Below are 24,076 nucleotides of genomic sequence, written 5' to 3'. Positions count from 1 at the left end.
ACTCCGCACATCCTGAGGCGGGTGGCATGAAGCTCGAGCACTTCGAGGCACAGCATGCCGCAGGCCAGCGCACGCTGGATTGGGACAACCTCCTGGGGGTGTGTCCAGGCGTTGTCGTCGGACGCTCAGCCGGCGAAAGCGGAACCAACGAGGCGGGGACTGCGCACTGCGACACGCACCGGGGACACCTTCCGCCCGAGAGGCAGTTTCTTTCATACAGCCCGGCCAAGGCACCACCGGATGTCAGCGCGCTCTACCGCTACGATAAGCTCCAGGGAGACATCCAAAGCGACGATGCCGGCGCAACACAGGACATCGAGCGATTGAACCTCAACCTCGCGCGGCTCAAGCGCAACCGGCGAGCCGTGCTCGATGCGATCCGCAGACAGCTCCAAAAGGACGCCAGCACCGCACGGCTTCTCCAGCTTCGCCAGCACTATGCAGAGAAGGACAAGGACGGCCGTTTGCGCCCCTACGCGGGCGTGGGCCTCTGGTACATCGGGCGCAAGCTTCGGCAGCGATGACTTCATCGCTGCTCGTGATGCCCGTGCCTCAGGGCAAGAGCCGAGCGCCAGTCACGTTGCAGGGGCCTGCGGTTTCCTGAACCGCAGGCCATGGGTACGCGTCATGAGAGATCCCAGCGAAGGAGCGCGGATGACCCCAGCGGCCCGTGAGCGGATCACCCTCGTGGAGGTGCTCGAACGGACAGCGCCCTTCCCTGTCGGCCGCGAGAGCCGCCGGGGTGCACGTGCCGCCCCTGGTGGCGCGAGGAACCCGGGCGCAGATGGAAGCCGCGCCCACGCGAGCGCTGACGAAGCTTCCCGCGATGCTGGGCTTGCCCCCGCTGGCCGGCACCAGGCGGAAGGGCTCGTCATCAAGGGTGAGCAGCCCGTGGCACCGGGGCAGCGCGTCGTCTTCAAGTAGAAGATCGAGGAGTTCAACGAGGCCCGCTTCGACGAGAGCACGGCCTGGGATGCCCACCAGCGGCTGTCCTTCACCGAGCTCCAGGACTGGTCCTCACTTCTGGTGAACCCCGCGCGGATTGCCAGCGCCATCTCGAAGGTCGGGCGCGATGATGCCGAGGCCGTGCTCCGGCTCGCGGTCCTCCGGCGCGCACTGGATCAGTACGGAGAGCGCTTCTTCGTGGAGCTCCAGCGCCAGGAGCCCGTTCCCCGCGCGGTCGGAACCTGATCAAGGGAACTCGAGCGTACCCTCGCGCCAGGCCTTGAGGACGTACTCCGCACGGAACCCAAGGAGTCCGGGACGCTTCGCGAGCCAGAGCAACGTCGGTTCGCCAAGCTCGGGAGCGAACTCCAGGACATGGAAAGCTGCGTGCATCCGGAGGGTTTCGTTCTCGCTCTTGAGCAGGGGGGTGAGCTGGGACGTCGCACCACGGCTCCGCAGCTCCTGATAGGCCCCTACGATCTTGTCGTGGGCGCGATTGGCGGACCGCGAGTCTGCAGCATCCAAGGACTGGCCATACACGACCGATCCTTCCGCGTACCACTGGACGAGTTCCTCAATGCTGGCCTTCTGGAACTTACGGGTACTCACGAAACGGCTCCGTAGCGCAGACTGAGCGCCGGAATGCGCGCTTACGGGAACTTGAGAGTGCCCTCGCGCCAGGCCTTGAGGGCGTAATGCGCAGCAATCCCATTGAACCCCGGTCGTTTCGCGATCCAGAGCAGTACCGGCTCACCGAGCTCGGGAGCGAACTCCAGAGCATGGGCCGCGACGTGGGTTCGGACGGTTTCGTTCTCGCTCTTGAGCAGGGGAATGAGATGGGACGTCGCACTACGGCTCCGAAGCTCCCGGTATGCCCCTGAGATCTTGTCGGCGGCGCGATTGGCGGAGCGCGAGTCAGCGGCATTCAGAGATTGTTCGTATGCGACCGAGCTCTCCGCGTACCACTGGACGAGTTCTTCGATGCTAGCCTTCTGGAACTTACGGGCACTCAAGGAATGGCTCCAAATCGCTTGAGAGTCATCATGCCGAAGTCCTTCTGGGCTTGAAATGACTGAGCGCTCAACCATTGCCGCACAGTCTGCGAGCCCGTAAGGGCGGGGGCCTTCGATGAATAGTACCTGCTGATCCGCTGGTGGATGGCTTCGTCGATCGCGATCACGTTCTCAGTGTTGTGCAGGGACTGGGGACCGAAGCGCCGCACGTTGCCGTCCGTCTGCTCGACGATGTGGTGCCACTGCTTCCCCGGCCCCGCGGGTCCTCGGGCCCGCTTGAGGGCACTGAAGGAGTTCCAGGAACGCGCCCCGCCTGGCGTGGTGCTGGCCGGAGGCTTCGCCGCCATGGCGACCGCCGTGGACGGCAATGAGAGCGTGATGACTCCGCCCGAGACGGACACCGCCCTCACCTGATCGAGGCCCGCGATGTGGATGCCCGCGCGCGAAGCCACCGCCGCGCCTCCCGGGAAGTTCGGCAGCGTCGCGAGCCGGGCCGCCAGCAACGATGCGCCTCCGGTCAGGCCATGGCTCACCGCGACGGTGGTCGCGAGGACCAGGACTCGCGCGATGGATGGACCGACCCGAGCGGCGAAGCGCTGGCCGGACGCATCCAGCTCCTTCCAGGTGGTGGCCTGGTCCGTCGCGAGCTTCAGATCCTGGCTTGCGTCAATCAGCTCCAGGAACGTCTCCGCGCCCAGGTAGATCAGGAGCAGCGCGGAGATGACCGCGGCGGCCTTGGTGAAGGCAGGTTCGGGATTCGCGGCCAGAGCCGCCCAGGTCACGAGTCCGGTCGCGATGACCGAGTAGAAGAGCTGCGGCGCCAGGGTCTCCTCCACGGCCCTGGAGATGCTCTCCTTGAGCGGGTCGAGGGACAGGGCGAGCGCCACGCCGAACTTGTCCCAGTCGCTCAGCCCCATTACGTCTTCGAGCAGCGAGATGCAGTCGCCCCGCCGGAGTCCCGGCTCGCAGAAGCCTCCAAAGGCACGGTCCGTATCACTCGTGGAATAGGAGGCGCGCACCCAGTCGCCTGGACGCGAAGCCCGGAGGCGCAGCGGTGTGACCAGAACCAGCTCCGTCAGCGCCTCCTCAAATGCACCCTCCCCCACCGTCACCGCCCGGACGGCAGATGGCGGGCTGTACTCGATGGGAGCACCGTCGCCGGTATCCAGCCGCACCCTGCCCCTTGGGGCGGCACACGCACTGAGCAACGCGAGGAGCAGGACAGCGAGCTGGACTCGAAAGGCCATGGCCCCCTCCGGGTCCACTCCCTAGCGTGTGGCTTGACCTCAAGGGAAGCCCGGTGGGTATTCGAAGAATGGAGCACAGGGATGGACCCAGCAGCCCGTGAGCGGATCACCCTCGTGGAGGTGCTCGAACGGACAGCGCCCTTCCCTGTCTTCACCGCCACCCTTCAGGCCGCGGTTCAACGCCTGGAGACCGAAGGCGTGAGCAGCCTGCTCAGCATCCAGTTCCACGCCCGGCCCGACGACACGGAGGTCGGCGCGGTCATCACGTTCGCGGACTCGCGCCAGGTCATGGAGCACATCCGGCGCATCTCCAGCTGGCCGGAGTTCAAGGCGCTCCTCGGTGTCGCGAAGCCCGTGGACGTGCGCGTCTACGGGCGGCTTGGCGAGGAGGCGCATGCCTGGCTCCGGACGATGAACGTCGTGAGCAAGGTCTTCGAAAGCCCGGTCGCGGGCTTCGTGCGCTGATGCGGCTTCAGCGCGCGTCAGGCATCTTCTTGTCGGACACCAGCACCCAGACCGATTCCGTCTTGTCGCTGTAGAACAGCGTGATGGCCACGTGGCGCGCGCCGTGCGCGAAGCGGAAGACGAAGCCGAACGTCTGGTAGAGCTTCTTCGCCCGCACACCCTCCTGGAACAGGCCGAAGAACTGCCGCACGCGGGTGCACGGCGCGACGTCGTAGAAGAAGTTCTTGCCGATCTGCTCGCGCGCCTGGATGCGCGCCAGCGAGGCCTCGGTCCGGTTGAACTTGAGGATCCGGCCCTGTCCGTCGAGCTGGATCATTCCCAACGGCAGATGATCCAGCTCCGTCTCCGACATGCCGTCGACGCGCTGGATGAGCGCGTCGATCGACTCCAGCGAGGTGGCTTGCAGGGGAAAGGGTTCGCCAGTGGGGGGAGTGTGCGGGGCCGGGCTCATGCGCGAACCGTAGAAGGCGTCCGCACCGGCACGTCCGTGCGATGCCGGTGTCCAACGTTTGATCGTTGGGTGGTGTGCTTCCGCGCCCGTGCACTCCTCCGCTATCGGACGGAAGCCCTCGCCCGCCTCAGCTCGCGGTGCGGGTCGCCACGTCCACCCTCCCGAGCCACGCGCTCAAGCGCCCGCGCCGCTCCACCTCCGCGCCCTGCCAGGGCGTGAGCGGCGTCCGCAGGCTCTGCAGCTGCGCGAACAGGGCCAGGTCCGCCACGCTCAGCGCCCCGGACAACCAGAAGCCCTGCTCCGGCGCCCGCGCATCCAGCTGGTCCAACAACGCCCCGAACCGTCGCCAGCAGGCCTCCGCGCCCGCGCGCCAGACATCCCGCGCCACCAGCCGCTCCACCTGCTTGCGCCGGATCAGCGTCGGAACCACCGCGCGCACCGGCGCCGGCATGAAGTGGAAGAACGCGGCGCGCGTCCGGGGCCAGTTGCGGTCATCCGCCCAGCGAGAGGCGACCAGGAAGCCGTTGAGGGACGTGTCCGCCAGCTCCTCCCAGAGCAGCGCCTCCGGTGACGCGTCGATGCGGCCCGGCGCCAGCTGCTGGATGCGCGCGAGGATGGCCGTGGAGTCCGGCACCGCCTCCTTCCCCACCAGCAACACCGGCACCTGGCCGGTGGGGTTGTGCGCGCGGTGCGAGGCCGGGTTGTCCTCGCAGCCCCGCGCGTAGGGCAGCCCCGCGTACTTCAGGGCACGGTGGGCCTTGAGGCAGAAGGGAGAGTAGCTCTCGATGCCCGGCAGGCCGGTGTCGGCCAGCTCCAGCAGGGTCAGGGGTGGCAAGGCGTTCGTGTTCATGACGCCACCCTGGACCCGCCTCGTGACAGCCGTCTGTCAGGATAGTGACGGCGCGGCTCAGCTGTCCCAGTGGATGTCCAGCCACTTCAACGTGGGGATCTCCACCTGGAACGGGGTGAGCATCAGCTTGCGGTAGTCCATCACCACCTGGGTCATCTTCTTCTCCAGGAACCTCCGGACCTCTGCATTCTTTTCGAAGTAGTCGTCGATCCGCTTCAGGGCGTCCTGGATGCCCCGAATCTCCGTGCCGGTGTAGCCGTTGGTGAACTCGTCCCGCGTCCGCACGAGCATGAGGAAGGTGGTGAGCTCATCCGCGACGACCGGGGGGATGAACTCGTAGTGCATGGCGATGAAGGCGGCGATCTCGTTCTTCGTTCCGCCCAGGAAGTTCGCGTTCGTCGGATCCAGCGAGGCGCCACTCAGGCTGTTGCAGTACGCCCGCATCACGTCCTTGAGCGCCGCCAACTGGCGCACGTCCGCGACGGATTGGATCTGGTAGTTCGTCAGGGGCTTCAGCTTGCTCCCGAGCTCCCCTTGCGGAGGGACGAGCATGAAGGACGCCGCGCCCAGGACGTCGATGCGGCAGCGCTCGGAGAACTTCTTGCGCAGCCCGATGGCCGCCTCCTTCAGCGCCCCCTTCCGCTTCGACAGGCTCCGGAAGAGCCAGCCTTCGTCGTAGATGGCCTCCAGCTTCGAGTCGTCGACCTTGTTGGACTTCACGTCCACGAGCTTGCTGTCGACCAGCAGCTTCGCCACCCCGGACGGGCTGTCGTTCACCTCATTCCCGATGCAGTAGACGTAGACGTGAACGTCGTCGAGGGTGGTCAGGAGCGTCTTCGACTTGTTGCTCTCCACCTTGTAGGCCTTCACCTGCAGGGTCGTGCCCCCGGTGCTTTCGACCTCCGAGTAGCTCACGTTCTTCTGGAAGGTCGACGTGACCCCCTGGTTCAGGAGGGTCCCGTTGTCGGCGAGCTTGGGGGCATGCACGAGCAGGGAGTTGGCGAGGATGTTCACCCCGGAGCGCACCAGCCAGTGCACCTTGTGGCCGTACCGGACGGTCTGCTCGACCGCGTCGATGGCCGCGTTTCCGCCCTGGATGCAGATGGTCTTGCCCGTCGCCCCGCTTGTCGCCAGGTAGCGCATGAGCTGATCCATGTCCATGATCCGCCGGTCCTGCTCCCAGTTCTCGGGGGCCTTGATGCCGTTGGCCTCCGTGGGCTTGAGGTAGCTCCCGTTGCCCGTCATCAGGAGCAGCTCGCGGGCCTTGATGGGCTCATTCACCTTCTCGAACTCCGCTGGCGCGAAGGTGATCTCGAAGTGCTTGTCGTCCTCGCCTCCGGTGTCCTTGAACTCGATCTTCGTCACGTGTCCCCAGAGCCGGGTCAGGCCCAGGTTCATGGCGCGGGCGATCACGTCCAGCCACTCGTCCTTGAAGCTCTCGCGGGTCGTGTAGCCCTGGGACTGCGCGAACAGCTCCTCCTCGCCGACCACGGGGTCGCTCGTGCTGAAGACCTTCTGCCACTCCTCCTTCACCTTGGTCCGGGTCTGGGAGTTCTGGAACGAGGAGAGCGGCCGGGTGCTGATCACCTGGCGGGTGTGATTGACGACGTAGTTGCTGCCGCGTCCCGTTTGCGTGTCGGTCTTGTTGATGTGCCACGGGTTGCTCATGCCGATGAGCACCGTGTTCGCGAACAAGGCGCGCTTGGACGTGAGGTCCAGGAGCGACTTGTCCTCCGGGGCCTTCTTCATGTCGATGTCCTTGTCACCGACGAACATCAGGTGCTCGAGCGCCTTCTTGCGCGACTCCAGGTTCTCGATTTCACCGAGCTGCTTCGTGAGCTGCTCCCGGATGCCCGACGTGAGGTCGGACCCCATGCGCGCATCGAGGTAGTACATGGCACCGCCACCAGCACCGATGATGGCCTTGTCGAAGATGGGCATGGGGTCCTCCCTGAGGTCACGGGCCTACTGGCCGTTGTACTTGAGGTCGCGCGGGTTGACGGGCTGCGTGCCGCGGAGCAGGTCGACGGCCTCGAAGGCCTTCATGCCGCTGTTGCCCTGCGTCGCCGCCTGCCACGCGGGCAGCGATTTGAAGGCGAACACCATGTCGAAGTCCATGGGCACCGTCCCGGGATCCAGCGGCACGTTGCCCGGGTTGTCCTGGAACCACTTCATCCAGGCCGCGGACCCGGGCTGCTCGAGCACCAGGGCGTCGCCCACGACCGTCGGCGGCATCGTGGTGGTGGGCAGCAGGAACGTCTTCATGGGCCATTCCGCCACGCTGTGGCAGCTCATGCACGACGAGGCCTGCACGGCCGGCACGATCTGCCCGTTGATGGAGGCCGGCGCCACCACCGCGCCGTCGTTCGGGCCGGACAGGCGGCCGCCCCACCCCAGCGTCGCCGTGGAGTACGCCGGCGCCGCGGGGTTGATGACCGTCTCCTGCAGCGGCGTGCCCGGGTTCAGCGTGGAGTTGACGTTGGGATCATCCCCCCACATCGCGCCCAGGGGGATCATCTTGTCCCACGGGCTGCCCGGCACTCGCATGTCGTAGACGAGCGTGGAGAACACCCAGCCCGTCTTGGGCGACGTCTTGCTGTCCTTGACGATGATGTCGAACTGCATGATCGACGCGTTCATCGTCACCGGCTTCGCGTTCGACGGACCGTTGGGCGGCGGCACGTAGACGGGCCACAGCGACGCGCCCTGCATCACCGGCCAGTCCTTCGCCAGCGCGCTGGTCAACGCCACCTTGATGACGATGGACCCTTCCGGGAACTGCGCGGACGTGTTGGTGAGCGTGGGCGTCATCGCCGTCTTGCCCCACACCTGCCCCAGCGCGTACGCCGCCACCTTGTCGTAGTAGGTCAGCACGTACGTCGTCATGTCGACCTTGAGGCCGGACGCGGCGAAGGTGGCCGCGGGGAACTCGGAGCCCACGTACGTGCCGTGGATGCTCTCGCGGATGGAGGCGAGCCACGGCTCGTTGTACCAACCCTCCTTCGCCGCATCCCACCGGGGATAGTTGTAGAGCAGCGTCTGCATGGACGGCGCGATGTAGGCCTTCAGCGCGTTGACGTACGCGAGCGCGTTCGCCTTGGAGATGGGCTGCCCCTTGAGCGCGGCGATCCACGGCGGATTGGCCGGCGGCGCCACGGGCGTCTGCGGATAGTCGTGGCTCAGGCTGAACATCGGGCCCTGGTACTGCCAGGACGGCGGGATGTTGCCGTTGCTGTCCGCGAAGGGGTTCGCGTTCACGGAGTTGCGCTCGTACGCCTCGCGGGCCGCGGCGAACGGCGTGCGGACCTTGCCGGGCTCGGCGGGCGCGGTGGCGGAGACCGGCACCACGTTGGCGGTGGGGGCCTTCTTGGGCGGAGACTTCGCTTCCGCCGCGTCGGCCTCCGGCACCTTGCAGCCGGAGAGGGACAGCGCCACGCAGCCGGTAAGGCCCAGGACGCCTGACTTCAGGGATTGGCGAGAACGCTTCATGGACGAGCAGACCTTCGTGGGCCACACCGCGCCCGAGTGGGGTGGAACGCGACGACCGTGAGACAGGGCGGCGGACGCCATGTCCGCCGCCGCCGTCCTGCACTGCACGCGGCGATCCACTTCCCTGGAATGCGTCGTTTCCTCTGCGAACCGGCTTCGGCGGCCCGCGCCCGCGCCCGGAGCGCGTCTTCACCGCAAGCGATTGCGTTCGCGCGCGACGCACGCCCCGCTCCCCGCCCCCCGGTCCAGGGTCCCCCTCACCCCGTGAGGGATGACGGCTCGACTCCTGGCGTCACGGCGCGGGCGGACGCTTGCGCGCGGAGGGCTTGGGCTTGAACGCGTCGCTGCGCGGGTGGAACTCGTCGTACACCTTGCGAAGGCGGGCGCCGTTGACGTGCGTGTAGATCTGCGTCGTCGCCAGGTCCGCGTGGCCCAGCATCTGCTGCACCGCGCGCAGGTCCGCGCCGCGCTCCACCAGGTGCGTGGCGAACGAGTGGCGCAGCTTGTGCGGCGACAGCGGCTTCAGGATGCCGGCCTTCAGCGCGTAGCGCTTGAGCAGCTTCCAGAAGCCCTGCCGCGTGAAGCCTCCGCCGCGCGGCGTGACAAACAGCGCGTCCGCCTGGCGCTTGCCCAGCAGCTCCGGCCGCGACTGGGACAGGTACTCCTGCACCTTCTCAATCGCCACGCGCCCCAGCGGGACGATGCGCTCCTTGGAGCCCTTGCCCTTGGTGACGAGGTAGCCGGCCGTGAGCTGCACATTGTTGAGCTCCAGCGTGCACAGCTCCGTCACGCGCAGGCCGGTGGCGTAGAGCACCTCCAGCATGGCCTTGTCGCGCAGGCCCGTGACGGTGCGCTCGTCGGGCGCGGCGAGCAGCTGCTCCACCTCCTCCAGCGTGAGGAACACGGGCAGCTTGCGGGGCGACTTGGGCGTGTCCACGTCCTCCGTGGGGTCCTTGTCCGCCATCCGCTCCGCGACGAGGAAGCGGTGGAAGACGCGCAGCGCGGCCAGGTGGCGCGCCTGGCTGCGGCGCCCCAGGCCCCGCTTGCCCAGCGTCACCAGGTGCGCGAGCACGTCCTCCTGTTTGACGCGCGCCACGTCCTCCTTGCCGCGCGAGCGCAGGTCCTCGAAGTACACGGTGAGGTCCGCCGCGTAGGCGTCCACCGTCTTGCCGGACAGGCCCCGCTCCGCGCGGATGAAGGCGATGAACGCGTCGAGCAGTCCTTCCATGGTCCCCGGAGGCTACCGGACGTGCTCCCGAGGGCAACTCCCTGACGGCCCCACCCGTCACGACGTTGCCTTCACCCCGGGAAGCGGTCCACCCTGCCGCTTCCCACACTCAAGGAGTGACGAAGATGCGTGCACAGGCATGGATGTGGATGGCGGTCCTCACGCTGGGCGGCGTGGGCACGACGTCCCTGGCGCAGACGCCCGCGCCCACGGCGACGGCGCAGAAGACCCGGACGGGCAAGGTGAAGAGCGTCAGCCCGTCCAGCATCCAGTTGGAGGGCACCACCGCGGACGCCCCGCCGCTCACCTACGTGGTGGACACGACGAAGCCCCAGCTCACGCAGACCCTCCAGGGCATCCGGGCCGGGGACTCCGTGAAGCTGACCTACGCCCCCAACGACGTGGGCGCGAAGGTCGTCACGGACGTGCAGAAGCAGTAGCGCCTGGCGGCGGCCCCAGGCACCTTCAGGCCTGGGGTTCCGCCGAGGCCTCCTGGGCGTGCGCGCGCTCCAGCGCCTCCACCACCCAGGGCCAGCCCACCAGGATGTTTCCCGGCGAGCGCAGGCACGCGTCCGCCACCGCCAGCACCTCCGCCGGCCGCGAGCGCACCGCCAGCGCCAGGTGACGGCTCAGGAACGGGTGTGGCAGGTAGCTCAGGTTGTGATGCCGCACCGGCACCCAGCGCAGCGTGGGCTTCCCCGTGAAGCGCTCCACCGCGTACGCCACCGCCTGCGCCAGCACCTCCAGCGCGTAGAACGGCAGCCGGAACGCGCACGTCAGGAAGGCCACCAGCGCGCTCGCCGCCACCGCGCCCGCGAAGGACACCGTCGAGGCGCTGCTCCACACCAGCATGGGCACCAGGCTCGTGGCGATGGCCGCCACCTGCACGTTGCGCACGGACGGCCCGCGCCCGCTGGCCAGGCCGCCAATGCTCCCCGCGGACAGGCCGGACACGATGCCCAGGCACAGGCCCACCGTCATGGCCGCTCCGCCGCCGTGCTCCGGACCGAAGGCGCCGCCCGCCGTGGCGTGCAGCCCCGCCAGCATGGACACGCTCGCCAGCGAGCCCAGCAGCACTCCCGACGCGAGCCCCGACACCAGCGCCACCACCAGCCCCACCGCGCTGCACAGCGCCGCGGAGACCAGGTACACGCCCCGCATCGGCACGCCCATCAGCCGCAGCCCCAGCCCCGCGAGCACCGTGAGGGTGGGCGACAAGACGACGAGCAGCAGCAGCATCCGCGCCACGAAGGCCCCGGCGGCGCGGCCTCCTTCGGCCTGCTCGCGCCACAGCTGCCCGATGCGGCCCGCGGGCGAGCGGATGCCCGCCTCGCGCAGCCGGTAATGCAAATCAATGGGTCGGAACACCAACAGGCCCAGCAGCGCGAGCGCGCCCGGCACCCGCTCCGGTGAGTCGACGACAGGCGTTGCTGGTAGGTCCCCCTCGGCCAAGGCTTCCCCCTCTAGAAAGGATTTCAGGACTCCAGACTACCCTTGCCTTGCCTCAGGATTTCAAGCGTATCGCCTATCAGTGAAACCACCGTGGACGGCTCGTTCAAGGTGACGCCTCCGTCAAGAATCAAATCCAGCCCGTGCCCCAGCGCCGTCTTGATATCCCGTGCGTCGGAAAGAACCGTACCGTCGGTATGGGTCGCCGACGTGGTGATGAGCGGGCGGCCGAGCGCTTTCGCCAGCTCGCGGGGCAAGGCGGCGTCCGGCACGCGCAGGCCCACCTGCTTCTGCTTCGTCATCATCACCTCCGGCACCAGGCGCGTGGCCTCCAGGATGAAGGTGAAGGCCCCCGGCGTGAGCCCCTTCATGGCGCGGTAGGCGAAGTTGCTCACGTGCGCGTAGCGGGCCACGTCCGACAGGTCCGGGCACAGCAGAGACAGGGGCTTCTTCTTGTCGCGGCCCTTGAGCTGGTACAGCCGCTCAATGGCTTTCTTGGCGTTCAAATCACAGCCGAGCCCGTAGTACGTGTCCGTGGGGTAGGCGATGAGGCCGCCCTTCTCCAGCACCTCCACCGCGCGTGCGACATGGCGGGGCGAGGGGTGATCCACGTCCACCTCGAGGATGGGAGCGGCGGCGGCGGGCATGACGGGAGGCTCCTGGGAGAGGCCACCCCCGGGGTGAGGGGGTGTGCCCCCACTATGCGCCGCCGCCCGCCTCCTCCGCACGGATTTCGCCACTGCCCAGGAGCGCACGCCGGGTGAGGACGGGCCCCACCAGTTCGTGCGCGGTGATCATCGCGACGATGAGCACCTCCACCTGCGGCCCGAAGGTGGGGAAGGTGCGCGACACGAGCGCCGCCAGGCCGAACGTCACGCCCGCCTGGGAGATGAGCCCCATCCACAGGTAGCGCTTGAGGCGAGGGTCGTCCGCGGGCGCGAACCTGCGGCACGCGCCCCAGATGGCCAGGCCGCGCAGCGCGACGAGCAGCAGCGCCGCCGGCCCCACGGTCACCAGCGCGTCCAGCTTCAGCCCCGCCCCCGCCGCGGCGAAGAAGAGCGCGAACACCGGCAGGCCTGCCTGGTTGATGGCCTGATGGATGCGCCGGCCCTCGCGCTCGTCCAGGTTCGCGATGAGCGCCCCGGCCGCCAGCGATACCAGGAGCGGCGACAGGTGCAGCCGCGCCCCGCCCTCCGCCGCCGCGAACGACAGGCCCACGAGGAACAGCGGCAGCTCCCGGTTGACGCCCCGCATGTACAGGAGCATCGCCAACGCCAGCAGGCACCCCACCGCCACGGAGCCGAACAGCTCCCACCCCACCCCGCCCACCAGCGCGGTCACGTCCAACCCATTGCCGAACGTCGCGCGGGTGATGCCCGCCGCCAGGCCGAAGGCCACCATCACGAACAGGTCCCCGATGATGACCAGCGCCATCAGGAACTCCGTGAAGGGGCCGCGCGCGGACGTCTCCTGCACGATGGCGATGGTCACCGTGGGGGAGAACGACACCACCACCGTGGACAGGAGCGCGCTCACCGCCAGCGCCTGTGGCACCGTCATGGGGGCCAGGAACGGCAGCAGGGGCTTGAGCGCGAACGTGGCGCCGAAGCACACCGCGAACGTCACCCCGCACACCGCCGCGCAGAGCAGCGCCACGCGCGCGCCCACCCGGCGGATGAGCCCCAGGTGCAGCTCCGTGCCCGCGACGAGCGCGATGAGGCTCACCGCCAGCCCCTTCACCAGCTCCAGCCCCTTCACGCCCGCGTTGGGGATGAATCCCAGCGCGTACGGCCCCACCGCCACGCCCACCAGCAGGTAGCCGGTGAGGCGCGGCAGGCCCATGCCCTTGGCCACCTTGCCCGCGAACAGGCCGCACAACAGCAGCGCGCCCGCCGCCAGCAGCACCGGCGTGCCCGCGTCCGCGCGCACCACCTGCGCCTGGGTGATGGCCGCCAGCAGCCCCATGAGCAGCAGCAACCGGAAGATGGACCCCTTCACGCCGCCACCCCCGCGTCACCGGCCGAGGGCGTGTCCCGCGAGGACGTGGCCCTGGGCTCCGCGGACAGCACGTGCCGGAAGGCCCCGTGCGCGAGCATCTCGTTGACGACCGCGCCCACCGCCACCACGTCCAGCACCCGCTGCGACAGCGAGCCGGGCACCAGCAGCACGTACTCGGCCACCAGGCACAGCGCCAGGCCGCCCTGGGAGATGAGCGCGTAGCCGAAGCGCGGCGGCAGATCCAACACGCCCGCCGTGAGCCGCTGCGCGAACCGCCCCCCCAGCACCTTGCCCAGGAAGCGCAGCCCCACGAACGCGGGCAGCAGCGCCCAGGCGGACACGTCGCGCGCGTGGATGTGGCTGCCCACCAGGAACACCAGCACCAGGTACGTGGGCCGCTCCACACGCGAAAGCGCCCGCGCCACCCGCTCCGCCGTGCGCCCGCCCATCAGCGCCAGCGTCGCGCCGCAGGCCACGCCCGCGAGCAGCGACGACAGCCGCAGGTACGCCGCCGCGCCGCCCACCAGCGCCACCATGCCCAGCGTCACGGTGGTCTGCTCCGCCAGGTCCTCCAGCGAATACGTGAGGAACGCCAGCAGCGCCCCGCACGCCACGCCCAGCAGCAGCGTCAGGCTCAGAAGGCCCAGCCCTTCCGCCGCGTTGCCGGTGACGCCCAGCACCAGGCCCAGCGCGAGCACGCACAGGCCCACCGCGTCGTCCATCATCGTGAGCAGCGCCACGCCCAGGCCCCGCGCGCGCTCCATCCGTCCGTTGCGGTAGCCCAGCACCGCGAAGTGGCCGGAGGACAGGCTCGCGGCGGCGCCCAGGAGCGCCGCCGCGCCCACCGCCACCATGGGCCTCAGGCCCATGGACAACAGCAGTGGGACGGACAGGGGCAGCGCGACGAAGAGGAACGCCGTGCCCGCGTGCGCGAGCGCCGCCGCGTACACGGGCCGGGGCAACAGCCGCAGCAGGCGCGGCTCCAGGTTGAGCCCCAGGAGCACGCCCCCCGTCCCCAGCCCCATCGCCACCAGCGGGCTCAGCGATTCCAGGTTGCGCGCGGTGAGCACGCCCAGGAGGGACGGGCCCAGCAGGGCCCCGAAGATGAGGAACAACAGGCCGCTGGCCGCCAGCTGCGCCAGCGCCGGGAAGCGGCCCGGAGCCAGGAGCGACCGGCTGGACGCGAGCAGCGACAACGCCGCGACGATGAGGAAGACGAGCAGCGCTTGCACGCAACGTGCTTACACCCGTGCGCCCCCGCGCGTCATCCACGCCGATGCGTGGGCGCCGCCAGGACAGGCAGGGCCACCAGCCGACCCATGGGAGGGTCGTCCGCGTCCATCTCCAGCTGCACGCGCTGGATGATGCGGTCCAGCTCCTCCTGCGGGAGGGCGGGCAGCACGCTCACCAGGACGATGCGGTCCTCGTCCGCGCCCAGCGCGAGGCTGCGCAGCCCGGCGAATACCGGGACCTCCGCGGACAGGGCCGCGGCGGCGCTGCGCGCCCGGATGACCAGCGGTTCCGGGATGCCAAACTCCCGGAGCCGGCGGATCGCCCGCTCGGTCGTCTCCACTTGTTCGAGGAACGTGATGAGCAGGTACACGCGGCCGTCATACCGGAAGACCGCGCTTCCTGTCCCCCGTTACTCGTTGCCGCCCGGCTGCGCGGGCTCTTCCGGCGGCTTCGCCGGAGCGGAGGTGCCCTCGGACGCGGGGGCGTTCCCGGCCTGGCCCTCCATGGCGGCGCGGGCGGCGCGCTTGCCCTCTTCAATCAGCTTCTTGACCTTCTGCCCGCCCTTGCGGCCGATCTCCTCATAGAAGTTCGGGCCGCGGGTGGCCTTGACGCGGTCGCCGCCCTTCTTGCCGATCTCCTCGTAGAACTTCGCGCCGCGCTCGGCCTTCACGGTCTCGCCGCCCTTGCGGCCGATCTCCTCGTAGAAGGAGCGTCCGCGCTCGGCCTTCACCGTCGCTCCGCCCTTGCGGCCGATGGTCTCGTAGAACTCGCGACCGCGCTCGTTGCGGACCGTCTCGCCGCCCTTACGCCCGGCCTCAGCCACCGTCATGCTGCCCTTGTTGTCCTTGTCCGACATGTCCGTGTCTCCTCTCGTGACTGCCCAACCCCGTCCGCGCCTTGGTGTCCCTTGCCTGAAACCTTGGGACGGAAGCGCCCCGATGCAAGCAAGCTCCGTACACCGCCAGCCGTTCTCTCCTGACATTGCATGCATAATCCCCAAGGATTTCGCGCGCTTGTCAGGCCTGCTGGGCATCCGGTCGGGACGGGTGATTGCCCGGCAGGACGCTCTCTTTGTTCACAACACTTCAGCCCACGTTGCCGATTCCCTGCTTGGATCCCACCTTGTGCGCAACGCCTGACACATGTGTCCGCGGGCGGTAGGGGAGGTTTCTTTGGCGAGTGTCAGGAACGGACTGAAGACCTGGTTGCGAATCCTCGCGCCCATGGTCGTCTCCATTGGCGGTCTGGTGATGCTCCGGCTGTTGGGGCCGGACTTCATCGACCAGCGCACCATCCGGGAGCTGCTGCTGCCCCTGGGCGACTACGCACCCCTGGCCTACGTGGCCTTCCTGGCCGTGCGGCCCCTGACGCTGCTGCCCGGTCAGGTGCTCACCGCGGTGGGCGGGATGATGTTCGGAACCCTCGCCGCGACCCTCTATTCACTAACAGGCAGCTTCCTGTCCGCCACCCTGCTCTACTTCGTTGCTCGCAAGCTGGGCACGCGGCCCATGCAGCGGCTGTGCGGCAGCAAGTACCCGGCCATCGCCAAGGCGGCGCGGCGGCACGACTTCCAGTTCACGTTCCTGGCGTGCCTCAACCCGTTGTGCCCCACGGACATCATGCTGATCGCCGGAGCGGCGAGCGGCGCGCGCTTCTGGCCCTCCGTGCTGGGCGTGGTGCTGGGCACCATCCCGGGCACCTTCCTCACCGCGCAGTTCGGCAGCGGACTGGCGCAGGGCCGCACGGTGATGACCGCCGTGTCCGCTGTGGGCATGGTGGTGTCGCTGGTGCTGGGCGTCATCTTCGGCCGCCGGTTCTACAAGGAGGTCAACGAGGCGTCGGTGGAAGTGCCCGCGCCCGAAGCCGAGCCCGCGCGCTCGCTGCCCGCCGCGAAGGAAGCGCTCACCACGCCGTGACGGCGCGTGTCTCCTCCACCAGGTGCTGGAGGAGCGCGCGGACGCGGGGCACGGACTGGCGCCCCGGCAGGCATAGCGCGTGGACCGGAGGCCCTTCAGCGGCGTACTCCGCCACGTCGTGAAGCGCTGAGAGCCATGACGCGGGGGGACGCAACTTCGCGGGTCAGCTGCGGATAACCTCCCCAGACCCACTGCCCCCGGTGGTTGGAGGTTCTCATGAGCACGATCGACCGCACCCGTTCCCTCGCCGTGCCGTCCTCCACTTCGAAGACGGCCGCGGAGCCGCTCGCGAAGAAGCCGGTGGCGCATCAGCCCGCGTTCCAGAAGTCCTCGTTCGAGCAGTCGCCGGCGCAGAAGAACAGTCTGTTGGGCGGCCTCATCGACGCGGCGGTGGGCGGCATCAAGGACATCCCCCGCTTCGTGGAGATGGGCGCGAACGTCTTCAATGCCACCACGGTGAAGGAGATCACCAGCCTCTTTGGCGGCGCGAAGCCGGACCGCGCGCAGGACGGCATGTTCGTGGGCGCGGGCGGCAAGGTGCTCCCGGCGACGACGAAGCTGGGCGACGTGCCGGGCATCACGCCGAAGAACAACCCGAACCCGGACAAGACCATCCTCTACGTCAACGGCATCATGACGCCGACGGCGGGTCAGGTGAACGAGATGCAGGCGCTGGCGGACAGCTCCGGCGCGAAGGTGGTGGGCATCCACAACGCGACCGAAGGCCTGGTGAAGGACCTGGGCCAGTGCGTGACGGACAAGCTGGACAAGGGCAAGAACCCCGCCGTGGACACGCTGGCGGACACGCTCTACTCGGAGCTGAAGGCCGGCCGCGACGTGCACCTCGTAGGCTACAGCCAGGGTGGGCTCATCACGGCGCGCGCGCTGAACGACGTGGCGAAGCGGCTGCGCGTGGAGGACGGGCTGTCCCCGGCGCAGGTGGAGGCGAAGCTGAGCCACCTGCAGGTGGAGACCTTCGGCGCCGCGTCCACGAAGTACCCGGACGGCCCGCAGTACGTGCACTACGTCAACAACGCGGACCCCGTGCCCACGCTCACCGGCCTGGGCGGCGACGTGGATCCGCTGGCCTTCCTGAAGGACGCGGGCAAGGGCGCGGTGGTGCACCGCTTCACCGACGGCAACCTGAACCCCCTCAGCAACCACATGCTGGACACGCTGTACCTGAAGCACCGCGTGGACTTCGACCAGGCCCGGCAGAACTCGTTCTAGTTCCAGGGCCCCAGGCGCCGGGGCGCGGCTAGGATGCCGCGCCCATGAAGCCCTTCCCTGTCGCAACCGCCCTCACCATCGCCGGCTCGGACAGCGGCGGTGGCGCGGGCATCCAGGCCGACCTCCGCACCTTCTCCTTCCACCGCGTGCACGGCACCAGCGCCGTGACGGCCATCACCGCGCAGAACACGCGAGGCGTCACGCGCGTGGACCTGCTCCCGCCCGAGTCCGTCACCGCGCAGGTGGACGCCGTCGCGTCGGACATGCGCGTGGACGCGGTCAAGGTGGGCATGCTGGCCCAGCGCCCGCTCATCGAGGCCGTGGCGGATCAACTGGCCCGCGTGTCGCTGGGCCCCATCGTGGTGGACCCCGTGATGGTGTCCCGCGCGGGCTCGCAGCTCATCGACAATGAAGCGGTGGAGGCGCTGCGCGCGCGCATGCTGCCCCTGGCGGCCATCCTCACGCCCAACCGCCATGAAGCGAAGCTGCTCGCGGGCATGGACATCCAGACGCTGGACGACATGCGCGAGGCAGCCCGGCGCATCCACGCCCTGGGCTCCCGAGTGGTGCTGGTGAAGGGCGGCGGCATGCCGGGCGCGCTGCGCGGCACGGACGTGTGGTTCGACGGGACGCGCATGGAGACGCTGTCCGTGGCGCCCGTGGACACGCCGAACACGCACGGCACCGGCTGCACGCTGTCCGCCGCGATCGCCGCGAGGCTCGCGCTGGGAGCGCCTCCGCTGGAGGCCGTGCGGCTGGCGAAGGAGTACGTCACCTCCGCCCTGCGCTACCCGCTCGCCGTGGGCCACGGGAACGGCCCGATCGGCCACTTCTTCCCGCTGACTCATGAACAAAACACAGACATTAAATGCAATTGATTGCACAAAATGACAGACACAGCAGAAATGAAACATGTATTCAATTGATACATGTTTCATCGGGTGGGTCGCGACCCACTGAAGGCATGATCATGTGGGCATGGCGATCCTGATCGGGCAGGTGAATGTAGGCCCCAGCGGGGATTGTCCGCCGACAAACGGCGCATCCCTCCCACCTGATCATTGTTTCATGTAGGCATGGCCGATCAGAACCCCAGGACTGCTCGACCGTTCAGGCCAGGGCGCACTGAAAATGGCTAAAAGTCTGTTCAGTGCCCGTTCAGGCGTACGACTGGGTCCGAGAAAAACCACGGAAAGACTGTTCAGTGCTTCGTGGCGTCGGAATCGAGCCCGCCGATGCCCGGCAGCCGCTGCGCGAGCAACCCGAGCAGCTCCTGGGTGGACAGGCGGGCCGCGGCGTCCTTGCCCTCCAGCACGCCGGCCACCAGGGCCCGCTTCTGCTCATGGAGCGAAAGCATCTGCTCCTCGATCGTCCCACGCGCCACCAGCCGGTAGACCGTGACGGGGCGCTGCTGGCCGATGCGGTGGGCGCGATCGGAGGCCTGATCCTCCACGGCGGGGTTCCACCAGGGGTCCAGGTGGATGACGCTGGTGGCGGCCGTCAGGTTGAGGCCGAAGCCGCCCGCCTTGAGTGAAATCAGGAACAGGGGTGCGTCGCCCTCCTGGAAGGCACGCACGCGGTCCGCCCGGGCGCTGGCGGGGGTCGAGCCGTCCAGGTACTCGTAGGCGATGCCCTGGGCGTCCAGCACCTCGCGGACCAGCGCCAGGTGGGACGTGAACTGGCTGAACACCAGTGCACGGTGGCCCTCCTCTCGCAGCTCCTGGATGAGCTCCAGGAAGCGCTCCAGCTTGGAGGACTCCAGCTTGGACGCCTCGTCGTACAGGCGCGGGTGTGACGCGAGCAGCCGCAGCCGCGTCAGCGCCGCCAGCACCTCGATGCGCCGCTCCTGGTCCTTCATCTTCGCCTTGCGCGTCTCCAGATCGGACAGGGCCGCCAGGCGCGCGTCCTCGTAGAGCGTCCACTCCGGCGGGGACAGGACGACGGGCACGTGCACGTCCGTGCGTGGCGGCAGCTGCGCCTCCACCTGGCCCTTGGTGCGGCGCAGGAGGAAGGGCTGGAGCACCCGGGCCAGCGCGGGCGCGGCCGTCGGGTCCACCTGCTTTTCAATCGGCGCGGCGAAGCGGTTGCGGAACGCCTCCAGGCTGCCCAAGAGCCCCGGGAAGACGACGGCGAAGAGGGCCCACAGCTCGCCCAGGTGGTTCTCCAGCGGCGTGCCGGACAGCGCGAACTTGAAGTCGCTCTGGAGCGCTCGCGCCGCCCGGAAGCGCTGCGTGGCCGCGTTCTTCAGTTGCTGGGCCTCGTCGAAGACGATGGTGGAGAAGCGCAGCGCGGCCAGCCGCTCGATGTCGCGCACGAGCAGGCCGTAGCTGAGCACCAGCACGTCACGAGGCCCCAGCCGCTCCAGCGTGCCGCCCCGGTCCTCCGCGTCGGAGAAGATCGTCACCTTCAGCGACGGCGCGAAGCGCTTGGCTTCGTCCCGCCAGTTGAAGGCCACCGACGTGGGGGCCAGCACCAGCGCGGGCCCCTGCTTCGCGCGCTCCAGCAGCACGGCCAGGGCCTGCACCGTCTTGCCCAGGCCCATGTCGTCCGCGAGCACCCCACCCGCGTTCCACGACGCCAGCCGCGTGAGCCAGCGGAAGCCTTCGAGCTGGTAGTCGCGCAGCTCCGTCTTGAGCGCCGCGGGCACCCGGGGCTTCAGCTCCTTCGCCGCGAAGATGCGCTCGACCAGCGACGTCCAGGACGCATCCGCGTCGATGAGCGCGCCCGCGGTGCCCAGCCCCGCCAGGGCCTCCGCCGCGGACGGGCCCACCTCCAGCCCGTGCTTCGACAGGTACGCGTGATCCGCCAGCTTCTCCAACTGCTCGCGCAGCGCCGCTTCGATCTCCACCCACGTGCGCGCGTCCACCTGGACGAAGCGCTCCTTGCGCCGGGCCGCGTCCAGGAGCCGCGCCAACTCCACCCGCTCGCCCTCCACGGCCAGGCCGCCCAGCACGCCGAACCACTCGCGCTTGCGCTCCAGGACGACCTTCAGGTCCCCCGCGCCCCGCTTGGGCACGAGCCGCATGGACGCGCCCACCCACTCCAGCTCCGGCCGGGGCTCCATCTCCGCGCACGCGGCCAGCACCGCCAGCCCGCCCTGCGCGCTATGGAAGAGGAAGCAGAACGGCAGCTCCTGCGGCTCCGCCGTCTGCAAGGGCAGCCGGGCCTGGAGCGCCGCGCCCGCCGTCAGCTCGCGCCCGAAGTCACGCACCGCGTGGAAGGACCGCGTGTCGCGCCGCACGTGCACGTCGCGAGGCCCCTCGCCGGGCAGGTACGCGGGGCCGTCCGGCAGCGCGCGCAGCCGCAGCTCCAGCCTCACCGCGCCCCCGGGCTGTCCTTCCAGCCGGAGCACCGGGAGCTGCCGCGGCGCGATGGATTCCCCCATCACGCTGCGGGGCATGGCCACCGGCAGGCGTACGGAGAGCTTCGACAGGTGCTCCAGCAGCGGCCCGTGGCTCTCCGGAGGAAACGCGTTGCCGTGCCGCTGGAGCACCGTGGCCATGGCGCGCACCTCCGGGCTCACGTCCAGCACCGTGAGCACGTGCGCGCCTTCGTCCCAGAGGAACACCGCGTCCTCGGGCTTCGCCTTGCGCACGCGCTCCAGCAGCGGCGCGGGCAGCACGGTGCCGTCCACGCCCGCGTTCACCAGCACGGTGCCGCCCCGGTCCTCGGCGACCAGGCCCACCTTCTCGCGCTCGATGCGCACGGGGATGTCCTGCGTGCCCTCCAGCGACAGGCGCGGATGATCAATCAGCTCGAACAGGAGCGCGCGAGACGCGGGGGCCGTGCTGTCGGAGAGCAGCGCGGTGATGCGCGAGTCCGAGGGGCTGAGCTGCGAGCCGTACTCCTGCAACAGCTTGCGCCGGCCGACCTTCGCCCCCGTCGTGCGCTGGCCCTTCTTCGTGCGCCGGTGCACGTAGGGCGCGACCTCCACTCCGTACCCTTCGATGACGTCCAGCCGCCAGGAGATCTCCACGCCCCCGCCGCCGCCCGGGCTCTCCTCCACCGCCCGCTCCAGCGCGCGCAGCGTGCGGGCCCACGCGGGCCGCACCAGCTCCTCCAGCGTCTCGCCGAAGTCCTCCGTCCAGCGCTGCCGCAGCCACAGGAGCGCCGTGTCCACCGCCGCCAGCTGGTGCACGCAGAACGTGGCGCCGCACGAACAGTCCACCGTCACGCCGGACGGACTGAACGTCAGCCGCGCCTCCGCGAGGATGAAGCCCGAGCCCGGCGGGGACACGGGCAGCTCGGAGATGCGCGTCTCCTTGAGGCGGAAGCCCGGCAGGTCCGGCTCCTCCACCAGCGCCTCCAGCGACAGCGCGCGCTCCGGACGCGGCGCGATGCTCGAAGGCACCCGAGCGCGCCACGCAAGCAGCATCCCGTGAACCGTGTGCGTGCGCTTGTCGGCCGGGGGCACGAGCCGCTCCGCGACGGAGGCCCGAGCCTCGATGGCGCCCTGCCGCTCGTCCTCCACGTAGCGCCAGGCGAGCTTCGGCAGCAGGTCCCGCATGCGCGGCGTGGGCAGCATCTCCGCCGTCCAGCGGTCGAGCGTGTCCTGGGCCAGCACCTCCACCAGCCTGCGGCGGGAGATCACCGCGCGCACCTGCGGCAGGTAAGCGGCCTCCACGCGAGGCGTGAGCAGCGCCAGGCTCAGGCGCGACAGGTGCTCCAGGCCCTCCGCCCGCAGCCACGCGCGCAGGTCCGCCTCCGTCTGGAACGGGGGCGCGTGGGGATCCTGCGCGGGCTTGGGGCTGGACGGAGGGGACTGCTCGGCCATGGGGACTGACGACGATGAACGCGTCAGTCTACCTTGGCCATGCGGCGGCGATCACCGAGGAACTCTTCCACTCCCAGCACGATGTTCTTCGCCACCTCGTCCTGGTAGCGCTCGGACGCCAGGCGCTTCTCCTCCTCCGAGTGAGACAGAAAGGACGTCTCCACCAGGATGGCGGGCATCTTCGCGCCCAGGAGCACGTAGAACAGCGCCTCCTTGTGGCCCAGGTCCTTGATGCCGTCGTACTGGCCAGACAGGCCCGTCACCAGGTTGTGCTGCACGGCGTTCGCCAGCCGGCTCGACTCCTCCGTGTTCGCCTTGGTGGCCAGGTCCGCCAGGATGAACTGGAGGTCGCTGATGCCCTTCTCGGAGGAAGCGTTCTCGCGAGCGGCCAGGCGGATGGAGTAGCGGTCCGCGGACGTGTTGAGCGTGTACGTCTCGATGCCGCGCAGCTTGTGCGTCGCCGCCGAGTTGCAGTGCACCGAGATGAACAGGTCGCCGTGCGCCTCGTTGGCCAGCTTCGCGCGGTCCTCCAGGCGGATGAAGGTGTCGTCGTCGCGGGTGAGCACGACCTCCAGGCCCTTCTCCCGCAGGCCGTCCGCGACCTTCTTGGAGATGGCCAGCGCCACGTCCTTCTCCTTCGTCCCCGCCTTGCCGATGGCGCCGGAGTCATGGCCGCCGTGGCCCGCGTCGATGACCACGCGACGCACCTTCAGCCCCAGCTGCTCCGCCAGCGTCAGCTCCGCGTGGCGCGACTGCTTCGCCACGGCCTTGAGCCGCGCCTGAGCCACCTGCGCATCCACCGGCGCCGTCACCGGGCGCGGAGGCTCCGGAGCGGGAGACACCGGCACGGTGCGAGTCGTCTTCGAGGAGGCCACGGCCTCCGGAGCGGCAGGCTTCGACGCCACCGGGGCGGTGTCCACCACCGGAGCCGGCGCCTTCGACGCCACGGCCGGAACCTCCACGCGGGCCTCCGGCTTCGAGGGCTGCGACGTCCCGTGCGAGGACGCCACCGCCTCCGGAGCCTTCGCGTCGGCGACGGTGGGCGCGTCCACGATGTTCGCCGCGGAGCCCTTCGAGGAGGTCTCGGAGCCCGAGGCCGGGACGTTCGGATCCAGGCGCGGCAGCACCGGCGACGGCTCGCGAGCGAGCTTGGAGATCGCGTCCACCAGCGGCGAGCTGGGGTTCGCGGCGGCGACGGCGGTGTCCGGCGTGGACTTCACCACCGGGGGCAGCGGCTTCACCGTGGGCTTCGCGGGCGGCGTCTTGCTGGGCGGAGGCAGCGAGGCCAGCAGCGACTTCAGCTCCTTGGCCTGGTCGCCCTTGGGGTTGGTGGCCAGCGATTCGTTGAGGATCTTCCGGGCCGCATCCGGCTTGTCCAGGCGGTTGACGTGGATGCGCGCCAGCGCCAGCGCCGCGTCATCCGCGAGCCGGTGCTTCGGGTGCGCCTCCACCAGCTTCGAGTAGTCCGAGATGGCCGACTGCAGGTCCTCGTCCACGAAGGAGATGCGGCTCAGCTCCTGGAGCAGGTCGCCCGCGGTGAAGAGGGCATCGGGGGCGCGCTCGCTCTTGGGGAAGCGCGTGGCCACGGCCTCGAAGCGGTGCACCACGTTGAGCCAGTGGTGGCGCAGCTTGCGGCGGGACGCGTCGTCCTTCAGCGCGTAGTAGGCGCGGCGGGCCTGCTGATACGCCTCCTCCGCCTCGTTGCGCTTGCCGGCTCCGACGGCGCTCGGGGCCGTGAGGAGCAGCATGGGCAGCACGAAGTGGGAGAAGCGTACGCGCATGGAAGCC

The 24,076-nt window shown here is 69.3% G+C and carries 23 protein-coding genes; 7 read left to right on the top strand and 16 right to left on the bottom strand.

The window, feature by feature from the left end:
* Positions 1-26 precede the first annotated feature (26 nt).
* A complete protein-coding gene (locus D7X30_RS12915) occupies positions 27-524 on the top strand; it encodes a hypothetical protein (RefSeq protein ID WP_147443179.1) in 498 nt (165 codons plus the stop codon).
* 502 nt (positions 525-1,026) lie between these two features.
* Positions 1,027-1,191, top strand: coding sequence for a hypothetical protein (locus tag D7X30_RS42295; protein WP_199724257.1), 165 nt, complete (start codon positions 1,027-1,029; stop codon positions 1,189-1,191).
* Here the strand turns inward: D7X30_RS42295 and D7X30_RS12905 are convergent, their stop codons facing one another.
* From D7X30_RS12905 to D7X30_RS12895, 3 genes are read right to left on the bottom strand one after another with little or no spacing between them, the layout of a single operon-like run.
* Complete coding sequence (locus D7X30_RS12905) at positions 1,192-1,554, bottom strand: DUF2019 domain-containing protein (protein WP_120563182.1); 363 nt, start codon at positions 1,552-1,554, stop codon at positions 1,192-1,194.
* A gap of 41 nt (positions 1,555-1,595) precedes the next feature.
* Positions 1,596-1,958: a DUF2019 domain-containing protein gene (locus D7X30_RS12900; protein WP_120563181.1), complete on the bottom strand. Its 363-nt coding sequence runs from the start codon at positions 1,956-1,958 to the stop codon at positions 1,596-1,598.
* Positions 1,955-3,205 carry a hypothetical protein gene (locus D7X30_RS12895; RefSeq protein ID WP_120563296.1) on the bottom strand — a complete coding sequence of 417 codons (1,251 nt, stop codon included), beginning with the start codon at positions 3,203-3,205 and terminating at the stop codon, positions 1,955-1,957. Before D7X30_RS12895 ends, D7X30_RS12900 begins: the two co-directional genes overlap by 4 nt.
* Positions 3,206-3,286: 81 nt before the next feature.
* Here D7X30_RS12895 and D7X30_RS12890 point away from each other — a divergent pair, with 81 nt between their 5' ends.
* Positions 3,287-3,670, top strand: a complete 384-nt coding sequence (locus tag D7X30_RS12890) for a hypothetical protein (protein WP_120563180.1) — start codon at positions 3,287-3,289, stop codon at positions 3,668-3,670.
* Positions 3,671-3,677: 7 nt separating this feature from the next.
* On the opposite strand, the gene D7X30_RS12885 is transcribed toward D7X30_RS12890, so the two are convergent.
* From D7X30_RS12885 to xerD, 5 genes are all read right to left on the bottom strand, one after another.
* The gene (locus D7X30_RS12885; protein WP_120563179.1) at positions 3,678-4,121 is read right to left on the bottom strand and encodes a PAS domain-containing protein; all 444 of its coding nucleotides are present in this window, start codon (positions 4,119-4,121) and stop codon (positions 3,678-3,680) included.
* Positions 4,122-4,248: 127 nt separating this feature from the next.
* Positions 4,249-4,971, bottom strand: a complete 723-nt coding sequence (locus D7X30_RS12880; protein WP_120563178.1) for a glutathione S-transferase family protein — start codon at positions 4,969-4,971, stop codon at positions 4,249-4,251.
* A gap of 57 nt (positions 4,972-5,028) precedes the next feature.
* The gene (locus D7X30_RS12875) at positions 5,029-6,912 is read right to left on the bottom strand and encodes a hypothetical protein (RefSeq protein ID WP_120563177.1); all 1,884 of its coding nucleotides are present in this window, start codon (positions 6,910-6,912) and stop codon (positions 5,029-5,031) included.
* Between the two features lie 24 nt (positions 6,913-6,936).
* Complete coding sequence (locus tag D7X30_RS12870) at positions 6,937-8,460, bottom strand: hypothetical protein (RefSeq protein ID WP_147443178.1); 1,524 nt, start codon at positions 8,458-8,460, stop codon at positions 6,937-6,939.
* Between the two features lie 292 nt (positions 8,461-8,752).
* Entirely contained in the window at positions 8,753-9,688 is a 936-nt protein-coding gene (gene xerD / locus D7X30_RS12865) for a site-specific tyrosine recombinase XerD (protein WP_120563175.1), read from the bottom strand.
* A 125-nt stretch (positions 9,689-9,813) separates the two neighbouring features.
* Between xerD and D7X30_RS12860 the strand changes: the two genes are divergently transcribed.
* Complete coding sequence (locus D7X30_RS12860) at positions 9,814-10,128, top strand: hypothetical protein (protein ID WP_147443177.1); 315 nt, start codon at positions 9,814-9,816, stop codon at positions 10,126-10,128.
* 25 nt (positions 10,129-10,153) lie between these two features.
* Here D7X30_RS12860 and D7X30_RS12855 read toward each other — a convergent pair whose 3' ends face one another.
* From D7X30_RS12855 to D7X30_RS12830, 6 genes are read right to left on the bottom strand one after another with little or no spacing between them, the layout of a single operon-like run.
* Complete coding sequence (locus tag D7X30_RS12855) at positions 10,154-11,140, bottom strand: hypothetical protein (protein ID WP_120563173.1); 987 nt, start codon at positions 11,138-11,140, stop codon at positions 10,154-10,156.
* Positions 11,141-11,163: 23 nt separating this feature from the next.
* A complete protein-coding gene (locus tag D7X30_RS12850; protein WP_120563172.1) occupies positions 11,164-11,784 on the bottom strand; it encodes an L-threonylcarbamoyladenylate synthase in 621 nt (206 codons plus the stop codon).
* A gap of 52 nt (positions 11,785-11,836) precedes the next feature.
* Positions 11,837-13,102 carry a cation:proton antiporter gene (locus D7X30_RS12845; protein WP_370051382.1) on the bottom strand — a complete coding sequence of 422 codons (1,266 nt, stop codon included), beginning with the start codon at positions 13,100-13,102 and terminating at the stop codon, positions 11,837-11,839.
* 29 nt (positions 13,103-13,131) lie between these two features.
* Positions 13,132-14,367 carry a sodium:proton exchanger gene (locus D7X30_RS12840; RefSeq protein WP_120563170.1) on the bottom strand — a complete coding sequence of 412 codons (1,236 nt, stop codon included), beginning with the start codon at positions 14,365-14,367 and terminating at the stop codon, positions 13,132-13,134.
* Positions 14,368-14,399: 32 nt separating this feature from the next.
* Complete coding sequence (locus tag D7X30_RS12835) at positions 14,400-14,738, bottom strand: hypothetical protein (RefSeq protein ID WP_120563169.1); 339 nt, start codon at positions 14,736-14,738, stop codon at positions 14,400-14,402.
* Between the two features lie 39 nt (positions 14,739-14,777).
* Positions 14,778-15,224 carry a general stress protein gene (locus D7X30_RS12830; protein WP_120563168.1) on the bottom strand — a complete coding sequence of 149 codons (447 nt, stop codon included), beginning with the start codon at positions 15,222-15,224 and terminating at the stop codon, positions 14,778-14,780.
* Positions 15,225-15,573: 349 nt separating this feature from the next.
* Here D7X30_RS12830 and D7X30_RS12825 point away from each other — a divergent pair, with 349 nt between their 5' ends.
* The 3 genes from D7X30_RS12825 to thiD all read left to right on the top strand — a co-directional run bounded on the left by D7X30_RS12825 (position 15,574) and on the right by thiD (position 18,392).
* Positions 15,574-16,284, top strand: a complete 711-nt coding sequence (locus D7X30_RS12825; RefSeq protein ID WP_370051379.1) for a TVP38/TMEM64 family protein — start codon at positions 15,574-15,576, stop codon at positions 16,282-16,284.
* A 216-nt stretch (positions 16,285-16,500) separates the two neighbouring features.
* Positions 16,501-17,514, top strand: a complete 1,014-nt coding sequence (locus D7X30_RS12815) for a hypothetical protein (RefSeq protein WP_120563166.1) — start codon at positions 16,501-16,503, stop codon at positions 17,512-17,514.
* A 44-nt stretch (positions 17,515-17,558) separates the two neighbouring features.
* Positions 17,559-18,392 (top strand): bifunctional hydroxymethylpyrimidine kinase/phosphomethylpyrimidine kinase, encoded by an 834-nt coding sequence (gene thiD, locus D7X30_RS12810; RefSeq protein WP_120563165.1) that lies wholly within the window; start codon positions 17,559-17,561, stop codon positions 18,390-18,392.
* A 323-nt stretch (positions 18,393-18,715) separates the two neighbouring features.
* On the opposite strand, the gene D7X30_RS12805 is transcribed toward thiD, so the two are convergent.
* Both D7X30_RS12805 and D7X30_RS12800 read right to left on the bottom strand, forming a co-directional pair.
* The gene (locus tag D7X30_RS12805; protein ID WP_120563164.1) at positions 18,716-22,288 is read right to left on the bottom strand and encodes a DEAD/DEAH box helicase; all 3,573 of its coding nucleotides are present in this window, start codon (positions 22,286-22,288) and stop codon (positions 18,716-18,718) included.
* A gap of 23 nt (positions 22,289-22,311) precedes the next feature.
* Entirely contained in the window at positions 22,312-24,069 is a 1,758-nt protein-coding gene (locus tag D7X30_RS12800; protein WP_120563163.1) for an N-acetylmuramoyl-L-alanine amidase, read from the bottom strand.
* Positions 24,070-24,076: the final 7 nt, after the last annotated feature.

Origin of the sequence: Corallococcus sp. AB011P (assembly GCF_003611605.1) — a bacterium.
In the GTDB taxonomy this organism is placed as follows: domain Bacteria; phylum Myxococcota; class Myxococcia; order Myxococcales; family Myxococcaceae; genus Corallococcus; species Corallococcus coralloides.
The sequence above is the reverse complement of the archived record's forward strand: the minus strand, read 5'-3'. Positions and strand labels throughout refer to the sequence as shown.